Below are 17,105 nucleotides of genomic sequence, written 5' to 3'. Positions count from 1 at the left end.
GCGGCGGCACCTGCCCGGCCCTGGGACGCGTCCACGAGACAGTCATCGCTGGATCTCAGTAGCTGCGGGGCAGGCCCAGCACGTGGGAGCCGAGGAAGTTCAGGATCATCTCCTGGCTGACCGGAGCGATCTTCATCAGGCGCGACTCGCGGAAGAACCGGGAGATGTTGTACTCCTCGGAGTAGCCCATCCCGCCGTGGGTCTGCAGCGCCCGGTCGGCGGCGCCGAAACCGGCGTCGGCACAGAGGTATTTGGCCATGTTGGCCTCACGCCCGCACGGCTTGCCGTTGTCGTAGAGCCAGGTCGCCTTGCGCAGGATCAACTCGGCGGCGTCGAGTCGGGCCAACGAGTCTGCCAGCGGGAACTGGATGCCCTGGTTCATCCCGATCGGCCGGTCGAACACATGCCGTTCGTTGGCGTACTTGACGGCCCGATCCAGGGCCACCCGCCCGATGCCGAGCGCCTCGGCCGCGATCAGCATCCGCTCCGGGTTCAGGCCGTGCAGGATGTACTGGAATCCCTTGCCCTCCTCGCCGATCCGGTCCTCGACGGGCACCCGCAGGTCGTCGATGAACAGCTCGTTGGAGGAGACCGCGTTGCGGCCCATCTTCTTGATGGGCCGGATCTCCACCCGGTCGCGGTCGAGGTCGGTGAGGAACAGCGACAGGCCGTCGGTCTTCTTCGTCACCTCGTCATAGGGCGTGGTGCGGGCCAGCAGCAGGATCTTTTCGGACTCGAGCGCCTTGGAGATCCAGACCTTGCGGCCGTTGACCACATAGTGGTCGCCGTCGCGCTTGGCAAACGTGGTGATGCGCGAGGTGTCAAGGCCCGCACCGGGCTCGGTGACACCGAAGCAGACGTGCAGGTCGCCGTTGACGATGCGGGGCAGGGTCGCCGCCTTCATCTCGTCGGAGCCGAACACCACCACCGGCTGCATGCCGAAGATCGACAGGTGGATGGCGCTGGCGGCGTTCATCGCACCGCCCGAGCGGGCCACCTCCTCGGCGAGGATGGTGGCCTCGGTGATCCCCAGACCGTGGCCGCCGTACTGCTCCGGGATGGTCATCCCGAGCCAGCCGCCCTTGGCGATGGCGTCGTAGAACTCCTGCGGAAACTCGTGCTCCTGGTCCTTGGTCATCCAGTAGTGGTCGTCGAACTTCGACGCCAACTCGGCGACCGATTTCCGGATCAGCTGCTGGTCCTCGGTCAGCTCGAAGCTCATTCCGCCAGACATTGGGTGCGTCCTCACGTTCTCGTCGTATTCGGTCCCGGCCGCGCGTCGAGGTCGACGTTGTGCCGGAAGTTTCTCGTACTTTGTGGCCCAAAGGTGAGTTTGGGCCACGCAGTGGGGGTTAGCGGGCTGAGGAGTTGGCTTGGGCGGCGGCGGTCAGGGCGTCCATGCCGCTGCTGGTGTTGGGGTCCCGCTCGTGCGACAGTGCCCGGATCGACACGTCGTGGCCCTCGACGGATTTGCGCAGCGCCCCGACGGTGGCCTGGTCCTTGGGGATGTGGGCGAACGGGTCGAACTGGTAGAGCCGCATGGCGTTCTCGTGGGTAATCTTGTTGATCTCCTCGTCGCTGACTTCGTAGGTGTCGAACACCGCCCACAACTCCTCGGGCGCCCCGGGCCACATCGAATCCGAATGCGGATAGTCCATCTCCCAGCAGATGTTGTCCACCCCGATCAGATGCCGGTTCTTCACCCCAACCGGATCGGAGATGAAACACGTCATGAAATGCTCCCGGAACACCTCCGAGGGCAACTTGCCCCCGAAATCCTGATGCGTCCAGGTCGAATGCATCTCGAAGGTCCGGTCCACCCGATCCAGGAAATACGGAATCCAGCCCGTGCCGCCCTCACTGAGCGCGATCTTGAGCGTCGGGAACTCCTTGATCGGCGCCGACCACAACAAATCCGCGGCGGCCTGCACGATGTTCATCGGCTGCAACGTGATCATCACGTCCATCGGCGCATCCGGGGCGGTGATCGCCAACTTCCCCGACGACCCGATGTGCACATTCATCACCGTCTCGGTATCGACCAGCGCCTCCCACACCGGCCGCCAGTACTCCAGGTCATGAAACGACGGATACCCCAACGTCGAAGGATTCTCGGTGAACGTCAACGAATGCACACCCTTGTCGGCCACCCGCCGAATCTCCTGGGCACACAACTGCGGATTCCAGATCGCCGGAATCGCCATCGGAATGAACCGCCCCGGATGCGACCCGCACCACTCATCGATATGCCAATCGTTGTACGCCCGCACCAACGCCATCGAAAACTCGTCATCATCGGTGGCGAACAACCGCGCGGCGAACCCGGGAAACGACGGAAAATTCATCGTCGCCAACACCCCACCGGCACTCATGTCCTTGACCCGCTCCGCAGCGTCATAACACCCGGGCCGAATCTCATCAAGACCCTGCGGCTCCAGCCCGTACTCCTCCTTGGGCCGGCCCGCCACCGCATTGAGCGCCACATTCGGAATCACCACATCCCGAAACTGCCAGGTATCCGAGCCATCAGCGTTATGCACCAACCGCGGCGCCTCATCGACATACTTCGCCGGCAAATGATTCTTGAACATATCCGGCGGCTCAATGATGTGATCATCCACCGAAATCAAAATCATGTCGTCCTTGTGCATGGCGCTTCCTTCCAGCTAGGGCACCCGATCCCGGTCCGTCGTCTCGTCGGGCGGCCACGACAGAGGCTGACGCGCTGGGCTGCGCGCGTTCTCACAACTAGGAAACTAGCTTCTCACTAATCGAGAATCAACATCCGAACCGCAGCTCCGCCGCTGCCGCGGCCTCGAATCCGCAGGTCGACGAGCCGAAGCGAGTTGCCGCCGCGGACCCGCCGAGGGCACCCGACGTTGACCAAACGCGAAGTTCATGGAAATCTGTTATCCGGATATGAGAATATGATTCTCGTGAGCGAGAGGAGACCGGTCAGATGACACCGCCCAGCCAGCACGTCGCGGCGTCGCCGCCTGATTCCGGGCCACCCACCGCCCAGCCCGCGGGCCACCCGCCCAGCACCCAACACGGCACCGAGCGTCGTAGAGAACAGGAGATCCACTGATGGCGTTCTTCCCCAAACCGGCTGTAGGCAGCTGGACCGAGAACTGGCCGGAGCTTGGCACCGCCCCGGTCGACTACACCGACTCCATCGATCCGGAACACTGGAAGCTCGAGCAGCAGGCCATCTTCCGCAAGCTATGGCTGCACGTCGGTCGCGTCGAGCGACTGCCGAAGACCGGTAGCTACTTCACCCGCGAGATGCCGTCGGTGGGCCCCGGCACGTCGATCATCATCAACAAGGACAAGGACGGCCAGATCCGGGCGTTCTACAACCTGTGCCGGCACCGCGGCAACAAGCTGGTGTGGAACGACTACCCCGGCGAGGAGACCTCCGGCAGCTGCCGGCAGTTCACCTGCAAGTACCACGCCTGGCGCTATGCGTTGAACGGCGAACTGACGTTCATCCAGCAGGAGGACGAGTTCTTCGACGTCGACAAGGCGGACTACCCGCTGAAGTCGGTGCGGTGCGAGGTCTGGGAAGGCTTCATCTTCGTCAACTTCGACGACGACGCCGAGCCGCTCGAGGACTACCTGGGTGAGTTCGGCCAGGGGTTGAAGGGCTACCCGTTCCACGAGATGACCGAGGTCTACAGCTACCGCTCCGAGATCAAGGCGAACTGGAAGCTGTTCATCGACGCCTTCGTCGAGTTCTACCACGCGCCGATCCTGCACATGAAGCAGGCGACCAAGGAAGAGGCCGAGAAGCTGGCCAAGGTCGGGTTCGAGGCGCTGCACTACGACATCAAGGACCAGCATTCGATGATCTCGTCCTGGGGTGGCATGAGCCCGCCCAAGGACCTCAACATGGTCAAGCCTATCGAGCGGGTGCTGCACAGCGGGCTGTTCGGTCCGTGGGACCGCCCGGACATCAAGGGCATCCTGCCCGACGAGCTGCCGCCGGCGGTCAACCCGGCCCGGCAAAAGACCTGGGGCCAGGACTCTTTCGAGTTCTTCCCGAACTTCACGCTGCTGTTGTGGGTGCCGGGCTGGTACCTCACCTACAACTACTGGCCGACCGGTGTGGACACCCACATCTTCGAGGCGAACCTGTACTTCGTCCCGCCGAAGAACACCCGCCAGCGGTTGAGCCAGGAACTGGCCGCGGTGACGTTCAAGGAGTACGCCCTGCAGGACGCCAACACCCTGGAGGCCACGCAGACCCAGATCGGGACGCGGGCGGTCACCGAATTCCCGCTCTGCGACCAGGAAATCCTGCTGCGGCACCTGCACCACACCGCGCACAAGTACGTCGACAAGTACAAGGCAGAACAGGCCGCCGCCGAGGCAGCCAAGACCAACGGGAATGTGAAGGACAGCGCACATGTCTGAGAACAACGGAGCCGGCGAGTCCTTGCTGCCGGCTGAATTCGCCGATCTGGAGCGGTTCAGCGACTGGATCCTGGCCACCGAGCCGGAGCGCTACGCCAAGCGGCTGGAATCCAGCATGGAGGAAATGCAGGAGCTCTACGACGCCGGGATGGAGCGCCTCGAGGAGGTCATGGTCTACCTCGACGCCCGCTTCCCGCTGCATGACATGCCGGATCAGGCCAAGCGGCTGATGCACCTGATGCAGTCGGTGGTGATGGTGAGCTTCCCGGTGGAGGTCTGGAAGCAGCCGCGCGTGCTCGACAGCGGTGCGGCGTGGGTCGAGCTCATCCGGGAGCCGGTGGTCTAAGGGTGCTCACCCTCAAAGCGGCCGGACTGCTCGACGTCGATGCCGGGGAGATCATTCGCCCCGGCGTCGTCCGTGTCGACGGCGATCGGATCGTCGGGATCGGCGACGGGCCGACGGGCCCCGAGGATCAGGTCATCGATCTCGGCGACTCGATCCTGCTGCCGGGCCTGATGGACATGGAGGTCAACCTGCTGATGGGCGGCCGGGGCGAAAACCCCGGCCTGTCCCAGGTGCAGGACGACCCGCCGACCCGGGTGTTGCGCGCCGTCGGCAACGCCCGCCGCACGCTGCGCGCGGGCTTCACCACGGTGCGCAACCTCGGGTTGTTCGTCAAGACCGGCGGATACCTCCTGGACGTCGCGCTCGGCCGGGCGATCGACGCCGGCCTGATCGACGGCCCCCGGGTGGTGCCCGCCGGCCACGCGATCACGCCGACCGGCGGGCACCTGGATCCGACGATGTTTGCTGCCTTCATGCCCGGCGTGCTCGAGCTCACCATCGAGGAGGGCATCGCCAACGGGGTCGACGAGATCCGCAAGGCGGTGCGCTACCAGATCAAGCACGGCGCGCAGCTCATCAAGGTGTGCTGCTCCGGTGGGGTGATGTCGCTGACCGGAGAGGCCGGCGCGCAACACTATTCGGACGAGGAGCTGCGGGTCATCGTCGACGAGGCGCACCGGCGCGGGCTGCGCGTGGCCGCGCACACCCACGGCGCCGAGGCCGTCAAGCACGCCGTGGCCTGCGGGATCGACTGCATCGAGCACGGCTTCCTGATGGACGACGAGGCCATCCAGATGCTGGTGGACAACGATCGGTTTTTGGTGAGCACCCGGCGGCTGGCCGAGGCGATGGATGTGTCCAAGGCGCCGAAGGTGCTGCAGGACAAGGCCGCCGAGATGTTCCCGAAGGCGCGCACCTCCATCAAGGCGGCCTACGAGGCCGGCGTCAAGATCGCCGTCGGCACCGACGCCCCCGCGATTCCGCACGGCAAGAACGCCGACGAGCTGGTCACGTTGGTGGAATGGGGCCTGCCGCCGGCCGCGGTGCTGCGTGCCGCCACCGTGGTGGCCGCCGATCTGATCAACGTCACCGACCGGGGCCGGTTGGCCGAGGGACTGCTGGCGGACATCATCGCCGTGCCCGGCGATCCCCTGGCCGACATCACCGTTACACGGAATGTGAACTTTGTAATGAAGGGAGGTAAGGTCTTCCGCAATGACTCAGCCAACTGACAAGCCGACCCGCACCGAGGATCTGATCGAGATCCAACAGGTGCTCGCCAAGTACGCGGTCACCATCACCCAGGGTGACATCGAGGGTCTCACCAGTGTTTTCACCCCGGACGGCACCTACAGCGCGTTCGGCGAGACCTACACACTGAACCGCTTCCCCGTCCTCGTCGACGCCGCGCCCAAGGGACTGTTCATGACGGGCACCGCGCTGGTCGACCTGGTCGAGGGCGCCGACACCGCCACCGGCACCCAGCCGCTGTGTTTCATCGAGCACTCCAAGCACGACATGCGCATCGGCTACTACCGCGACACCTACGAGCGCACCCCGGACGGCTGGCGACTGAAGACCCGCGCCATGACCTTCATCCGGCGCAGCGGCGACCACGACCACGGCCGGCCGCACGCGATCGGCAGGCCCGAAGCCGGATGACCGAACTGCACGAACCCGCCGCGTTCCGGACCGCGCTGCGCGCCTGGCTGGACGAGAACGACCTGAGCGCCCCGCCCGGGGACGACAGCCTGGACGCGCATCAGGCGCAGCACCTGCGCGTGCTCAAGGCCCTGTACGACGCGGGCTGGATGCGGTACGGCTGGCCGGAATCCGCCGGCGGGCTCGGCGGTCCGGACATCCTGCGGGCGATCGTCGGCGAGGAGATCGTCGGGCGTCGCCTCGACCATCCCGGGCCGTACTCGATGCTCGAGGTGCTGACCCCGACGATGATCGACTACGCCCGCCCGGAGCTGGCCGCCGAGATGGTCCCGAAGTTGTTGTCCGGCCAGGAATCCTGGTGTCAGGGCTTCTCGGAACCAGGCGCCGGCAGCGATCTGGCATCGCTGAGCACCCGGGCCGAGCGGCGCGGAGACAGCTGGGTCATCAACGGCCAGAAGGTGTGGACCAGCTTCGCCCAGTACGCCACGCGGTGTGTCCTGCTCACCCGCACCGGCGGTCCGGACACCCCGAGTCATCAGGCCATCACCGCCTTCTTCGTCGATCTGGACACCCCGGGTGTCACCGTGCGGCCGCTGCGGACCATGCACGACGTCGACGAGTTCTGCGAGGTCTACTTCGACGACGTGGTGGTCGACGACAGCCGGATGCTGGGTGAACCCGGCGACGGCTGGCAGCTGGCGATGGACCTGCTGCCCTACGAACGCTCGACCTGCTTCTGGCAGCGCATCGCCTACCTGTACTCGCGCTTCGACGCACTTGTCGACGAGGTCAAGCGGCAGGGGCAGGTCATCGACGCGGAGATGGGCGACGCCTATCTGGCCTTGCACACGTTGCGCTGCCGGTCGCGGGCCACCCAGCATCGCCTCGCCGAGGGCCAGAAGCTGGGCCCGGACACCTCGATCGACAAGGTGTTGTTGGCCGGCGCGGAACAACAGCTCTACGACACGGTGCACAATTTGTTGCCGGGTGTCATCGAGCTCGATGACACCGACTGGCGCACCGAGTACCTATACTCGCGCGCCGCCACCATCTACGGCGGCACCGGCGAGGTGCAGCGCAACATCATCGCGCGTCGGCTGCTGGACCTCGGGAAGGAGTGATCGTGGACAAAGAGTCGCTCGACATGCTCGAGGCCTCCCTCCGCAAGACCATGCTGTCCGCGTCCGGCCCCGCCCTCGATGCCGCCCTGACCGAGATGGGCTGGGCCGAGATGCTGTCCGAGGCCGCGGAGTCCGCGGTCCCCCTGGTGTTTCGCCTGTTGGGCGAAACCGGCTCGCACGCTTCGGTTCTGGTGGACGTGGTGCTCCACGCGACCGGCAACGAGGTCGGCGCCGACGTGGAGCTGCCGCTGCCCTACGCCGGCAACACCTGGGTGGTGTGGGAGCGCGGTGCCGAGGGCGACGCTGCGGCCCTGGGCGGACTGCCGCTGCGCCGCGAGGAAGAGGGTTACCCGATCCGGCTCGCCGAGGCGCGCCTCGCCGTGGGCTGGTGGCTGGTCGGGTCCGCCCGGGCGATGTTGGCCCTGGCCCGCCAGCATGCGCTGGACCGGGTGCAGTTCGGCAAGCCCATCGCGTCCTTCCAGGCGGTCCGACACCGGTTGGCCGAAACCCTGGTGGCCATCGAGGGCGCCGAGGCGACGCTGACGCTGCCCGGCACCGACAACCCCGACCTGACCGCACTACTGGCCAAGGCCGCGGCAGGCAAGGCCGCGCTGACCGCCGCCAAGCACTGCCAGCAGGTGCTCGGCGGAATCGGGTTCACCGAGGAGCACGACCTGCATGTGCACGTGAAGCGCGCGCTGGTGCTCGACGGGTTGCTCGGCAGCTCAAGGGAACTCACTCGGAGGGCCGGGGCCGGGCTGCGGGCGCGCGGATCGGTCCCCCGGCTGGCCCAGCTGTAATTCCTCTCCGACGCGCGGCCACTCAGGTACAGATTTCCGCGGGAATGTGTTCCTAGCTGGCCGCGCGCGCTGGGATCGGGCGCGGAATCAACAGAACATGCCGCGGTAGCGGTGGGCCGGGTGCCGCTCGGAAATATGCGGCCGATCGGTATCGAAGATCTTCTGCCGCAACGTTCCCGGACGATACTCGGTCTGGATCAGGCCCTTGTCCTGCAACACCGGGACGACGTGCTCGAAGAATTCGTCGTAACTCTGCGGCATCAGCATGTTCATCACCTGCACGCCGTCCGAGCCGGCCGCCTGAAATTCCAGCAGCCGGGTCGCGATGGTCTCTGGCGAGCCGACCACCATCTGCGGTAATGACATCGTGCTCAGGAAGTCCCGGATGGTCGGCTTGCTGCCCGGCGGCCACGCGTTGATCAAGGACAGGAAGGCGCCACGGATGCCCGGCATCGTCTCGACGATGTCCGCCAGCGGAGTGTCCGCGTCGTACTGCCCGAGGTCCATGCCGCTGAGACTGGCGAAGTAGGCGGCCTGCGCCTCCTGAGATCGCCACTCCTCCAGTTCCATCCACTTCCGGTTGGCCTCTTCGTCGGTAGAGCCGACGACAAACATCAGACCCTGCAGGAACAGGATGTCCTCGTCCTGGCGGCCATGTGAGCGCGCCAGCCCACGGACCGTCTTCACCTGCTCGGCAATGGCTTCCGGGGTGAAGGCCGACAGGAACATCACCTCGGCGTGTCGACTGGCGAAGTCCAACCCGACCGGGGATCCACCGGCCTGCGCCAACAGCGGGGTGCGCTGCGGGGAGGGTTCCATCAGGTTGTAGCCCTCGACCCGGTAGCGCTCACCGATGTGGTTGATGTCGTGCACCTTGGTCGGATCGGTGTAGACGCCGCGGGCCGGGTCGTCGACGACGGCGCCGAGATCCCACGACGCCTCCCACAGCTTGTAGGTGACGTCGACGTACTCCTGCGCCCACTCGTAGCGCTGGTCATGCGTGAGGCCGCCGGGAACGCCGAAGTTGGCGAACGCCCGCTCGTTGGCCGACGTCACGATGTTCCAGCCCACCCGGCCGTTGCTGAGGTGATCCAGCGTGGACACCTGTCGGGCGAAGGCGAACGGGTGCTGCTGGATCACCGAACTGGTGTACATCAGGCCGATGTCGGAGGTTTCGCGCGCGAGCACGGGAAGCAACATTGTGCAGTCACCGATCGGCACGTTCATCGCCTGTTCGAACACCACGTCGCGGGAGCCGTTGTGCTCGCCCTGCGCGCCGAGCAGATCGGTGAAGAAGAACGCATCGAAGCGTGCTCGCTCGGCCTTCTTCGCGAGGTCCACCCACATGTCGAAGGTCTTGAACTCGCGGTTGCGCGCCTCCGGATGCCGCCACCCGCCGTGAAAATTGTGGCCGACGGAATTCATCACCAGCAGCGTGAAGATCATTCGTTTGGGCACCGGGCATCCTCCGTGTGTATCGGCCGAGTTCCGCATCGCCCTGGCCGTGCTATACATGCGTACAGCATCGCGCGGCGGCGGGTCAAGGGTTGAGGCGCGGCGGGACCGGCGTGACAAGATGTAGGCGTTCTTCGACCCAGCGAGGGAGTTATGGCAGCTTCACCGCGGCGCGTCGGCGCCGAGACGTCCAAGACGCGGGACGCCCTGCTCGACTGCGTGGAGCGGCTGCTGCTCGCCAAGGGCTACGCCAGCATCAGCTACCGCACCCTGGCCTCGGAGGCCGGGGTCACGCCCAGCCTGGTGCAGTACTACTTCCCCACGCTCGACGACATCTTCCTCTCGGCGATCCGTCGCTACGCCGAGAAGAACCTCGAGTACCTGACGAAGATCCTGCGGGAGCACCCCGACGACCCATTGCGCACCCTGTGGAGCTACAACCAGCGCGAGGCCACCGGCGCGCTGATGACCGAGTTCATGGCGCTGGGCAATCATCGGAAGTCCATCCAGGCCGAAATCGCCAAGGTGACCAAGCGGATGCGCAAGGTTCAGGTGGACGCGCTGGTGGCGAAGTACGGCAAGGACGCCCGACTCGGCGAGTTGTCGCTGCCCGCGTTGCAGCTGCTGATGTCGGGCATACCGAAATTCCTGAGCCTCGAAGAGGGTGTCGGCGTCAAGACGGCGCACCGCGAGGTCACCACGGCGTTCGAGAAGTACCTGGACTCGGTCGCCGACACACCGTCGTCGGCACCCAAGACCCAGGCCGCACGGCGGTCCTGACCGCGGTTTTCAGCCCAACTGCTCGATCATGGCGGCACAGCGGTCGAGGAACGGCAGCGTGGCCGTCGGATCGGTGCTGTCGCGGCGACCACCGCCCAGCACGGCGCGGTTGAAGCCCAGCTCGCGGTAACCGGCCAACGCCTCCGGGGTGGGCTCACCCCACACCATGATGGTCAGATCCAACGTCGCGGGATCGCGTCCCGCGTCGTGCGCGAGGTCCCGGAACCGCGCCAGGGCGCCCGGCACGTCGCCGAGGGCCGCATCGCCGGGCAGCCAGCCGTCCGCCCACCTCAGGCACGACCGCAGCGCCTTGGGTCCGGTGGCCGCGGTCAGCAGCGGCGGACGCGGCCGCTGGTGCGGCTTGGGATACGACCACACCGGCTCGAAGTCGAAGAATTCGCCGTGGTGCGTCGATTCGTCCTGCGTCCACAGCGCGTCGAGTGCCGCCACCATGTCGTCGAGCGCGCGGTAGCGCTGCGGCCAGGCGACGGCCCGGGTCGCCGCCTCGAGTTCGGCGCGCACCCCGACGCCGACCCCGAACAACAACCGACCCCGACTGATCCGATCCAGGGTGGCGACTTGTTTTGCGAGCGTGAATAATTCACGCTCCAGCGGAAGCGCGACAGCGGTGCCCAACCGAAGTTTCTCGGTGGCTCCGGCCGCCAACGTCAACGCCAACAGCGGGTCCCACATCTGCTTCTGCGCGGCGACCAATCGGCGCGGCAGCCCGGTGCTCGACGCGACGGGCACCTGCGGGTGCTCCCCCACCCACAGCGACTCGAAGCCCCGCGCCTCCAGCTCCGCACCCAGCACGTCCGGCGCGATGTCATCGGGGGTGTTCAACGAGACGTAACCCAGATCCATCGCCGCTCCTTCAGCTCCACGATCGCGTGCTGTACGATCGTACTGCATGCCAGGTCACGAACTGGCGCAAAGGCTTAGGAGCAGGATGCACGCCGCAGACGACACGCAGCTCGCCTATGACCCCTACGACGTCGAGATCGACGTGGACCCCTACCCCACCTACCGGCGACTGCGTGACGAAGCCCCGGTGTACTACAACGAGAAGTTCGACTTCTGGGGCTTGAGCCGGTTCGCCGACGTCGAGTCCGGACTCCGTGACGTGGCGAATCTGAGCAACGCCAAGGGCGACATCCTGGAAGTCGTCAAGGCCGAACCCAAGATGCCCGAGGGTGTCTTCATCAACGAAGACCCGCCGCTGCACACCGTGCACCGGCTCCTGGTGTCCCGAGCCTTCACTCCGAAGAAGATTCGGGCCATCGAGGAGCAGGTGCGCGCGTTCTGCGCGGCCTGCCTGGACCCGTTGACCGATGGAGACCGCTTCGACTTCACGCTGGACCTCGGCGCCGAGATGCCGATGCGGGTGATCGGGATGCTGGTCGGGATGCCCGATTCGCTGCAACGCGATGTCCGCTCGATTGCCGGTCGCAGGTTGCGCAACGAACCGGGCCGGCCGCTGAAGGTCAGCAAGGACAACTATTTCAACGGCAACATGTTCCGCGACTACGTGCAGTGGCGCTCCGAGAACCCGTCCGACGACCTTGTCACCGAACTGCTCAATGTCGAGTTCGACGACGTCACCGGCACCCGTCGCCGACTCAGAGACGAAGAATTGCTGGTATTCCTCGGGGTGATTGCCAATGCCGGCACCGAGACCGTGGGGCGGCTGTTCGGCTGGCTGGGCAAGCTGCTGGGCGAACATCCCGACCAACGCCGGGAACTGGCCGCCGATCCGAGCCTGATCCCGGCCGCGCTCGAGGAGATCCTGCGCTTCGAGCCCCCGGTCCACCACATCGCGCGCTACGTCGCCAACGACGTCGAGTACCACGGGCAGACCATCCCGGCCGGCAGCGCGCTGCTGCTGATGGCCGGCGCGGCCAATCGGGACGAGCGCAAGTTCGACGACCCCGACCGGTTCGACATCCACCGCAACGCCAACCACCTGACGTTCGGCCGCGGCACCCACTTCTGCCTCGGCGCCTCGCTGGCCCGCCTCGAGGGACGCGTGGCGCTCGAGGAAATCCTGAAGCGCTGGCCCGACTGGACCGTCGACATGGACAACGCGGTTCGCGCGCCGACGGCCACGGTGCGCGGCTGGGACAGCATGCCGACGGTCGTCGGCTGAGGCCGGCGCCTACCGCCGCACGGGCACGTTGAGGCGGGTGTCGCGGGACTCGAGCGCGGCGAATTCCATGGGCCAGGCCGGCTTTCCGTGCTGGGACACCCAACACGAACCGGTCGCCGCCACCCCCGCCGCGACAGCGGTCAGGACCGCCTCGGCCACGTGTTCGGGTTCCATCACCGGGACCCCGATGCCCTCGACCAGCGCGCGGCGATCGCCGAGCACTCCGGTCTCGGTGATGCCGGGGCAGATGGTGTGCACGGCGATCCCTTCGGCGGCGAGGTTGGGCGCGATCGACCGCATGAAGCCCACCACCGCGTGCTTACCCAGGGAATAGACGGCGTCCGGATGCCAGGGCAGGATGCCGGCCAGCGACGCGGTCGCCAGGATGACGCCCTCGCCGGGTTCGCCGCGGGCGCGCATGGCGCGCACGGCAGCACGGGCGCCGAACACCACCCCGTCGACGTTGACCCCCAACGACTTGCGATATTGGGCCAGATCGAGCGCGCCGATGTCGCCGGACCATTCGATGGTGATGCCGGCGTTGAGGAAGGCGAGGTCCACGCTGCCGAGTTCGGCGAGGCACGTGGCGACCGCGCGGTCCACCTGTTCCGGATCCGACATGTCGCACTGCAGGCCCAACCCGCCGAGCGACCCGGCCACCTCCTCGGCCGCGCCCCGGTCGATGTCCAGTACGCACACCCGCATCCCCTCGGCGGCGAGCCGCTGTGCGCTCGCGCGGCCGATGCCCGATCCGCCGCCGGTGATCAGGGCGACCTTGTGGGCAAGGTTCATCACCAACGGCTGACCGGCTCGCTGTCGAACTGGAGCGGCCGGGTGTAGGAGGGATCGGTGCGGTCCCAGGTGCCCTTGATGAAGCCCTTGACCGCGCCGGAGGCCAGCATCGAGGAGTCGCCGTTCATCATCCACTCGATGGTGCACCGGCGCAGCGCGATCTTCCACACCCCGTCGCGGCGTTCCAGCCGGTCCAGGTAGCGCCCGCCCATCAGCGAGACAACCTTGCCGCCCTTGGCCCGCATGGCGCCCATGACATAGCTCTCGGCGTGCGCCTCGTCCCCGTTGATCTCGCAGGTGTGCGAGGTGATGTTGTGCAGGTGATCCTCGAACACCATCTCGTGCACGCTGTTGGCCCAGGCGCCGTACTCCGGACCGGTCTTGACGGTGGGGCCGTGCTCGTCGATCCCGTCCTCGAAGTACACGCTGGCCATCAGTTCCGCGTCGTGACGGTCGTGACCACGCGCTTGGTTCATCACGCAGTCGAGAATCGCCGCGCGGTCCTCGAGGTACTGCACCCGCTCGCGCAGCTGCTTGAGTTCATCGTCGTTGCTCATCGAAAATCCTTACTTCGTCGGGGTTCTGGGGTCAGGTGGCTTGCCGGGGAACGGGGCGGACGCTGGCGTGGATGAGCTCGATCAGCTGGCCCTCGGGGTCGCGGATCATGCACGCGTAGCCGCCGGGCGGTTCGGCGACCACTGTTGCGCCGGCGGCCCGCGCGGCCGCCATCGTCGCGGCAACGTCGTCCACCGCGAGCGACAGATGGGTCAGGCCGCCGTTGACCATGTTCCGCTGGGCCTCCTCGGGTGCCGGATAGCCGGTGAAGGTCAGAAGCTGCAGAACGAAGTCGTCCTTGCGCAGATAGATCGCCTCGAAGCCGATCGGTGCCGCCAACCCGAGCAGGCCGCCGGCCACCTTGTCCGGCACGGTCAGCCGGTTGGCTTCGACGAAGCCCAGGGCTTCGTAGAAGGCCTGGGACTTCTCGAGGTCGCGGACCCGAAGTCCGATGTGGCTCACACTCATGTCAGTTTCCGCCGTTCCGGTTCAGACGCCGGCCGGGCCGGGGCCGCCGTGGATGTACAGCGTCTGACCCGAGCAGTAGCTGGATGCGTCCGAGGCGAAGAACAGCACGCCGTAGCCGATCTCCTCCGGGTCGGCGATGCGGCCGGATCCGTTGGTCTGTCCGATCATGTCGATGTCGAACCCCTGCCGGGCCGCGTCGGCCTCCAGCCCGGGGGTGCGCACCGCGCCGCACGCGATGCAGTTGACCCGCACACCCTTCCGGGTCCACGCTGCGGCCATCGAGCCGGTCAGGTTGTTCAGACCGGCCTTGGCCGCCCCGTAGATCGCGGCCTGCGGCATGGCGAGCAGGCTGGCCCCCGAAGAGATGTTGACGATCGAGCCGCGCCCCTGCGCGATCATCGGCTTCGCCGCGGCACGCGACAGGTACCAGGCGCTGGAGAGGTTCAGGTCCAGGACCTGATGCCACTCCTCGTCGGTCCACTTCATCAGCGACTTGGTCTCGCCGCCGCCCGCGTTGTTCAGCAGCACGTCGATCCGGCCGAATTCGGAGACCGTGGCGTCCACCAGCGCCTGGCACTCCTCGGCTGAGGTGACGTCGGTGGGGACGGTCAGCGCCCGCCGGCCGAGGGCCTCGATCTCGTGCGCAGTGGCCTTCAACGGTTCCTCGCGGCGGCCAGCGAGCACGATGTCGGCACCACGCTCGGCCAACACCAGCGCCGAGGCCCGGCCGATACCTGTTCCCCCGCCGGTGATCACGGCGACTCGGCCGTCCATTGCGAACTTGTCGTTCACCACTGATTATTCCTCTCGGTCGACACCGCACGTCGAATGCAATACGACTGTACAGCACACGACGGGTGACACAACCCCCTTGTCCGAGACTCGGTGCGCGAAATGCGGCCGGTACTCGACAACGGCGCTGCGGTGGAGTACACCGAGGAGATGCCACAACCGACCAACGACGTCTGGGAAGTGCTGTCCACCGCGCGGTCGATCCGCCGCTTCACCGATCGCCCCGTCGACGAGGAGACCCTCGGCCGCTGCCTCGAGGCCGCCACGTGGGCGCCCAACGGGGCCAACGCCCAACTGTGGCGGTTCATCGTGCTCGAGGCGCCCGAGCAACGCGCGGCCGTCGCCGAGGCCGCGCAGGCGGCGCTGCGCACCATCGAGTCGATCTACGGGATGAGCCGGCCCGCCGACGACGACACCAGCCGCGCCGCCCGCAACAACCGGGCCACCTATGAATTGCACGACCGCGCAGGCGAACACACCTCCGTGCTGTTCGCGGCGTTCAAGAACGAGTTCGCCTCGGAGTACCTACAGGCCGGCTCCATCTATCCGGCGATGCAGAACTTCTACCTCGCCGCCCGCGCTCAGGGATTGGGCGCTTGCTTCACCAGTTGGGCCGCCTACCAAGGCGAACAGACGCTGCGCGCGGCCACCGGCGTGCCTGAGGACTGGGTGCTGGCCGGTCACGTGGTCGTCGGCTGGCCGCGCGGTCGGCACGGGCCGGTGCGGCGCCGCCCGGCCGCCGACGTCGTGTTCCACAACCGGTGGGACACCGCCCGAGCCGACATCGTCTACGGCGCCGGCGCCCGGCCCGACAAATGAGTCCGCGCGGCTAATCCGGTTGCCGCGCCAGCGCACTCAACAGCGCGCGGGTGCGCCGCAGCGAGGACCGGCGTTGCTCGCGATCGGCTCCGACGGCGACGGGCTGGGCCCAGATGTCGGTGGCTCCGGCGGTTATCAGGCGCTCCAGCTGCCGCTGCACCGATGCCTCGTCGCCGATGATCGCGACATCGGCCGCCGACGAACCGCCGCCCGTGGCGACGATCTGTTCGAAGTTCGGCATGGCGCCGTAGCCGGTGGCCGTGGCCGCCACCGCCGCCTCGGCCTCGGCCCGGTCATTGTGGACCGCGACCGGCAGACCGGCCACCACCCGCGGCGCGGGTCGGCCCGCGGCGTCGGCGGCCGCGCTCAGTACCGGCATGATCGACCGCTCGAGGGCCGCGGCCGACGCCAGCCACAGGATGACGCCGTCGGCGTGACTCCCCGCCACGCGCAGCATCCGCGGCGAAAGCGCGGCCAGCAGAACGGGAACGGCGTGCTCAGCGGCCGCCATTCGACCGGCACTGTGGGTGGTCCAATCGGCCCCGTCGAAGTCGGCGTTGCCGTCTCGCAGGAGTGCGGTGACGATGCGCACGTACTCCTCGGTGTGGCGGGCCGGCCGGTCGTAGGACAGGCCCAGGACGTCTTCGACGATCGGCCGGTGCGACGGGCCCAGCCCCAACGTGAGTCCGGGCCGCCCCATCGCGTTGGCCGCGGCCACGGTGCGGTTGGCCTGCAGCAGCGGGTGACACGGATAGGTCTGCAGGACCGCGGTGCCCAACTCGATCGAGGTGGTGGACCTGCCGGCAAAGGCCATGGCCACCAACGGGTCCCCGGCGACCGCGCTGGCGTACCAGAGCGAGGCGAAGCCGTCGGCCTCGGCCTGCTGCGCCTGGCGCACCATCGAATCCACTGAGGTCCCGCCGCCGGTCAGTCCGATGCGCACCGCGCCAACT

General features: G+C 67.0%; 19 protein-coding genes. 10 read left to right on the top strand and 9 right to left on the bottom strand.

Annotated features, from left to right (window positions below; all coding sequences use genetic code 11):
• Positions 1 to 55: 55 nt before the first annotated feature.
• Together R2K23_RS07210 and R2K23_RS07205 are read right to left on the bottom strand one after the other, a co-directional pair.
• Entirely contained in the window at positions 56 to 1,234 is a 1,179-nt protein-coding gene (locus tag R2K23_RS07210) for an acyl-CoA dehydrogenase family protein (RefSeq protein WP_316515592.1), read from the bottom strand.
• Between the two features lie 118 nt (positions 1,235 to 1,352).
• Positions 1,353 to 2,651: an amidohydrolase family protein gene (locus R2K23_RS07205; RefSeq protein WP_316515590.1), complete on the bottom strand. Its 1,299-nt coding sequence runs from the start codon at positions 2,649 to 2,651 to the stop codon at positions 1,353 to 1,355.
• 308 nt (positions 2,652 to 2,959) lie between these two features.
• Here R2K23_RS07205 and R2K23_RS07200 point away from each other — a divergent pair, with 308 nt between their 5' ends.
• From R2K23_RS07200 to R2K23_RS07170, 7 genes are read left to right on the top strand one after another with little or no spacing between them, the layout of a single operon-like run.
• Positions 2,960 to 3,088 (top strand): hypothetical protein, encoded by a 129-nt coding sequence (locus R2K23_RS07200; protein WP_316515588.1) that lies wholly within the window; start codon positions 2,960 to 2,962, stop codon positions 3,086 to 3,088.
• Positions 3,088 to 4,416 (top strand): aromatic ring-hydroxylating dioxygenase subunit alpha, encoded by a 1,329-nt coding sequence (locus R2K23_RS07195; protein ID WP_316515586.1) that lies wholly within the window; start codon positions 3,088 to 3,090, stop codon positions 4,414 to 4,416. Before R2K23_RS07200 ends, R2K23_RS07195 begins: the two co-directional genes overlap by 1 nt.
• Positions 4,409 to 4,762, top strand: coding sequence for a hypothetical protein (locus tag R2K23_RS07190; RefSeq protein WP_316515584.1), 354 nt, complete (start codon positions 4,409 to 4,411; stop codon positions 4,760 to 4,762). The genes R2K23_RS07195 and R2K23_RS07190 overlap by 8 nt, the downstream gene beginning before the upstream one ends.
• A 2-nt stretch (positions 4,763 to 4,764) precedes the next feature.
• Positions 4,765 to 5,994: a metal-dependent hydrolase family protein gene (locus tag R2K23_RS07185; RefSeq protein ID WP_316515583.1), complete on the top strand. Its 1,230-nt coding sequence runs from the start codon at positions 4,765 to 4,767 to the stop codon at positions 5,992 to 5,994.
• Complete coding sequence (locus R2K23_RS07180) at positions 5,978 to 6,424, top strand: nuclear transport factor 2 family protein (RefSeq protein ID WP_316515582.1); 447 nt, start codon at positions 5,978 to 5,980, stop codon at positions 6,422 to 6,424. The genes R2K23_RS07185 and R2K23_RS07180 overlap by 17 nt, the downstream gene beginning before the upstream one ends.
• Complete coding sequence (locus R2K23_RS07175) at positions 6,421 to 7,545, top strand: acyl-CoA dehydrogenase family protein (protein ID WP_316515580.1); 1,125 nt, start codon at positions 6,421 to 6,423, stop codon at positions 7,543 to 7,545. Before R2K23_RS07180 ends, R2K23_RS07175 begins: the two co-directional genes overlap by 4 nt.
• A gap of 2 nt (positions 7,546 to 7,547) precedes the next feature.
• Entirely contained in the window at positions 7,548 to 8,345 is a 798-nt protein-coding gene (locus R2K23_RS07170; protein ID WP_316515577.1) for an acyl-CoA dehydrogenase family protein, read from the top strand.
• 87 nt (positions 8,346 to 8,432) lie between these two features.
• Here the strand turns inward: R2K23_RS07170 and R2K23_RS07165 are convergent, their stop codons facing one another.
• Positions 8,433 to 9,803 carry an LLM class flavin-dependent oxidoreductase gene (locus R2K23_RS07165; protein ID WP_316515575.1) on the bottom strand — a complete coding sequence of 457 codons (1,371 nt, stop codon included), beginning with the start codon at positions 9,801 to 9,803 and terminating at the stop codon, positions 8,433 to 8,435.
• Between the two features lie 150 nt (positions 9,804 to 9,953).
• On the opposite strand from R2K23_RS07165, the gene R2K23_RS07160 reads away from it, so the two are divergent.
• The gene (locus tag R2K23_RS07160) at positions 9,954 to 10,580 is read left to right on the top strand and encodes a TetR/AcrR family transcriptional regulator (protein ID WP_316515574.1); all 627 of its coding nucleotides are present in this window, start codon (positions 9,954 to 9,956) and stop codon (positions 10,578 to 10,580) included.
• 9 nt (positions 10,581 to 10,589) lie between these two features.
• Here R2K23_RS07160 and R2K23_RS07155 read toward each other — a convergent pair whose 3' ends face one another.
• Positions 10,590 to 11,444: a TIGR03619 family F420-dependent LLM class oxidoreductase gene (locus tag R2K23_RS07155; protein ID WP_316515571.1), complete on the bottom strand. Its 855-nt coding sequence runs from the start codon at positions 11,442 to 11,444 to the stop codon at positions 10,590 to 10,592.
• An 85-nt stretch (positions 11,445 to 11,529) separates the two neighbouring features.
• On the opposite strand from R2K23_RS07155, the gene R2K23_RS07150 reads away from it, so the two are divergent.
• Positions 11,530 to 12,726: a cytochrome P450 gene (locus tag R2K23_RS07150; protein WP_316515569.1), complete on the top strand. Its 1,197-nt coding sequence runs from the start codon at positions 11,530 to 11,532 to the stop codon at positions 12,724 to 12,726.
• Between the two features lie 9 nt (positions 12,727 to 12,735).
• On the opposite strand, the gene R2K23_RS07145 is transcribed toward R2K23_RS07150, so the two are convergent.
• Genes R2K23_RS07145 through R2K23_RS07130 form a run of 4 tightly spaced genes read right to left on the bottom strand, consistent with a single transcriptional unit; the run spans position 12,736 to position 15,333 of the window.
• The gene (locus R2K23_RS07145) at positions 12,736 to 13,518 is read right to left on the bottom strand and encodes an SDR family oxidoreductase (protein WP_316515567.1); all 783 of its coding nucleotides are present in this window, start codon (positions 13,516 to 13,518) and stop codon (positions 12,736 to 12,738) included.
• Positions 13,518 to 14,075, bottom strand: coding sequence for a nuclear transport factor 2 family protein (locus tag R2K23_RS07140; RefSeq protein WP_316515565.1), 558 nt, complete (start codon positions 14,073 to 14,075; stop codon positions 13,518 to 13,520). Before R2K23_RS07140 ends, R2K23_RS07145 begins: the two co-directional genes overlap by 1 nt.
• A gap of 31 nt (positions 14,076 to 14,106) precedes the next feature.
• The gene (locus R2K23_RS07135) at positions 14,107 to 14,541 is read right to left on the bottom strand and encodes a VOC family protein (RefSeq protein WP_316515563.1); all 435 of its coding nucleotides are present in this window, start codon (positions 14,539 to 14,541) and stop codon (positions 14,107 to 14,109) included.
• Positions 14,542 to 14,562: 21 nt separating this feature from the next.
• Positions 14,563 to 15,333 (bottom strand): SDR family NAD(P)-dependent oxidoreductase, encoded by a 771-nt coding sequence (locus tag R2K23_RS07130; protein ID WP_316515561.1) that lies wholly within the window; start codon positions 15,331 to 15,333, stop codon positions 14,563 to 14,565.
• 150 nt (positions 15,334 to 15,483) lie between these two features.
• Here R2K23_RS07130 and R2K23_RS07125 point away from each other — a divergent pair, with 150 nt between their 5' ends.
• Entirely contained in the window at positions 15,484 to 16,152 is a 669-nt protein-coding gene (locus R2K23_RS07125) for a nitroreductase family protein (RefSeq protein ID WP_316517111.1), read from the top strand.
• Positions 16,153 to 16,162: 10 nt separating this feature from the next.
• On the opposite strand, the gene R2K23_RS07120 is transcribed toward R2K23_RS07125, so the two are convergent.
• Entirely contained in the window at positions 16,163 to 17,095 is a 933-nt protein-coding gene (locus R2K23_RS07120) for a TIGR03564 family F420-dependent LLM class oxidoreductase (RefSeq protein WP_316515559.1), read from the bottom strand.
• Between the last annotated feature and the right edge of the window lie 10 nt (positions 17,096 to 17,105).

The sequence above is a fragment of the Mycolicibacterium sp. MU0050 genome (genome assembly GCF_963378085.1).
GTDB lineage: Bacteria > Actinomycetota > Actinomycetes > Mycobacteriales > Mycobacteriaceae > Mycobacterium > Mycobacterium wendilense.
Note: the sequence above shows the minus strand (reverse complement) of the source record. Positions and strands in the feature narration are given on the sequence as shown.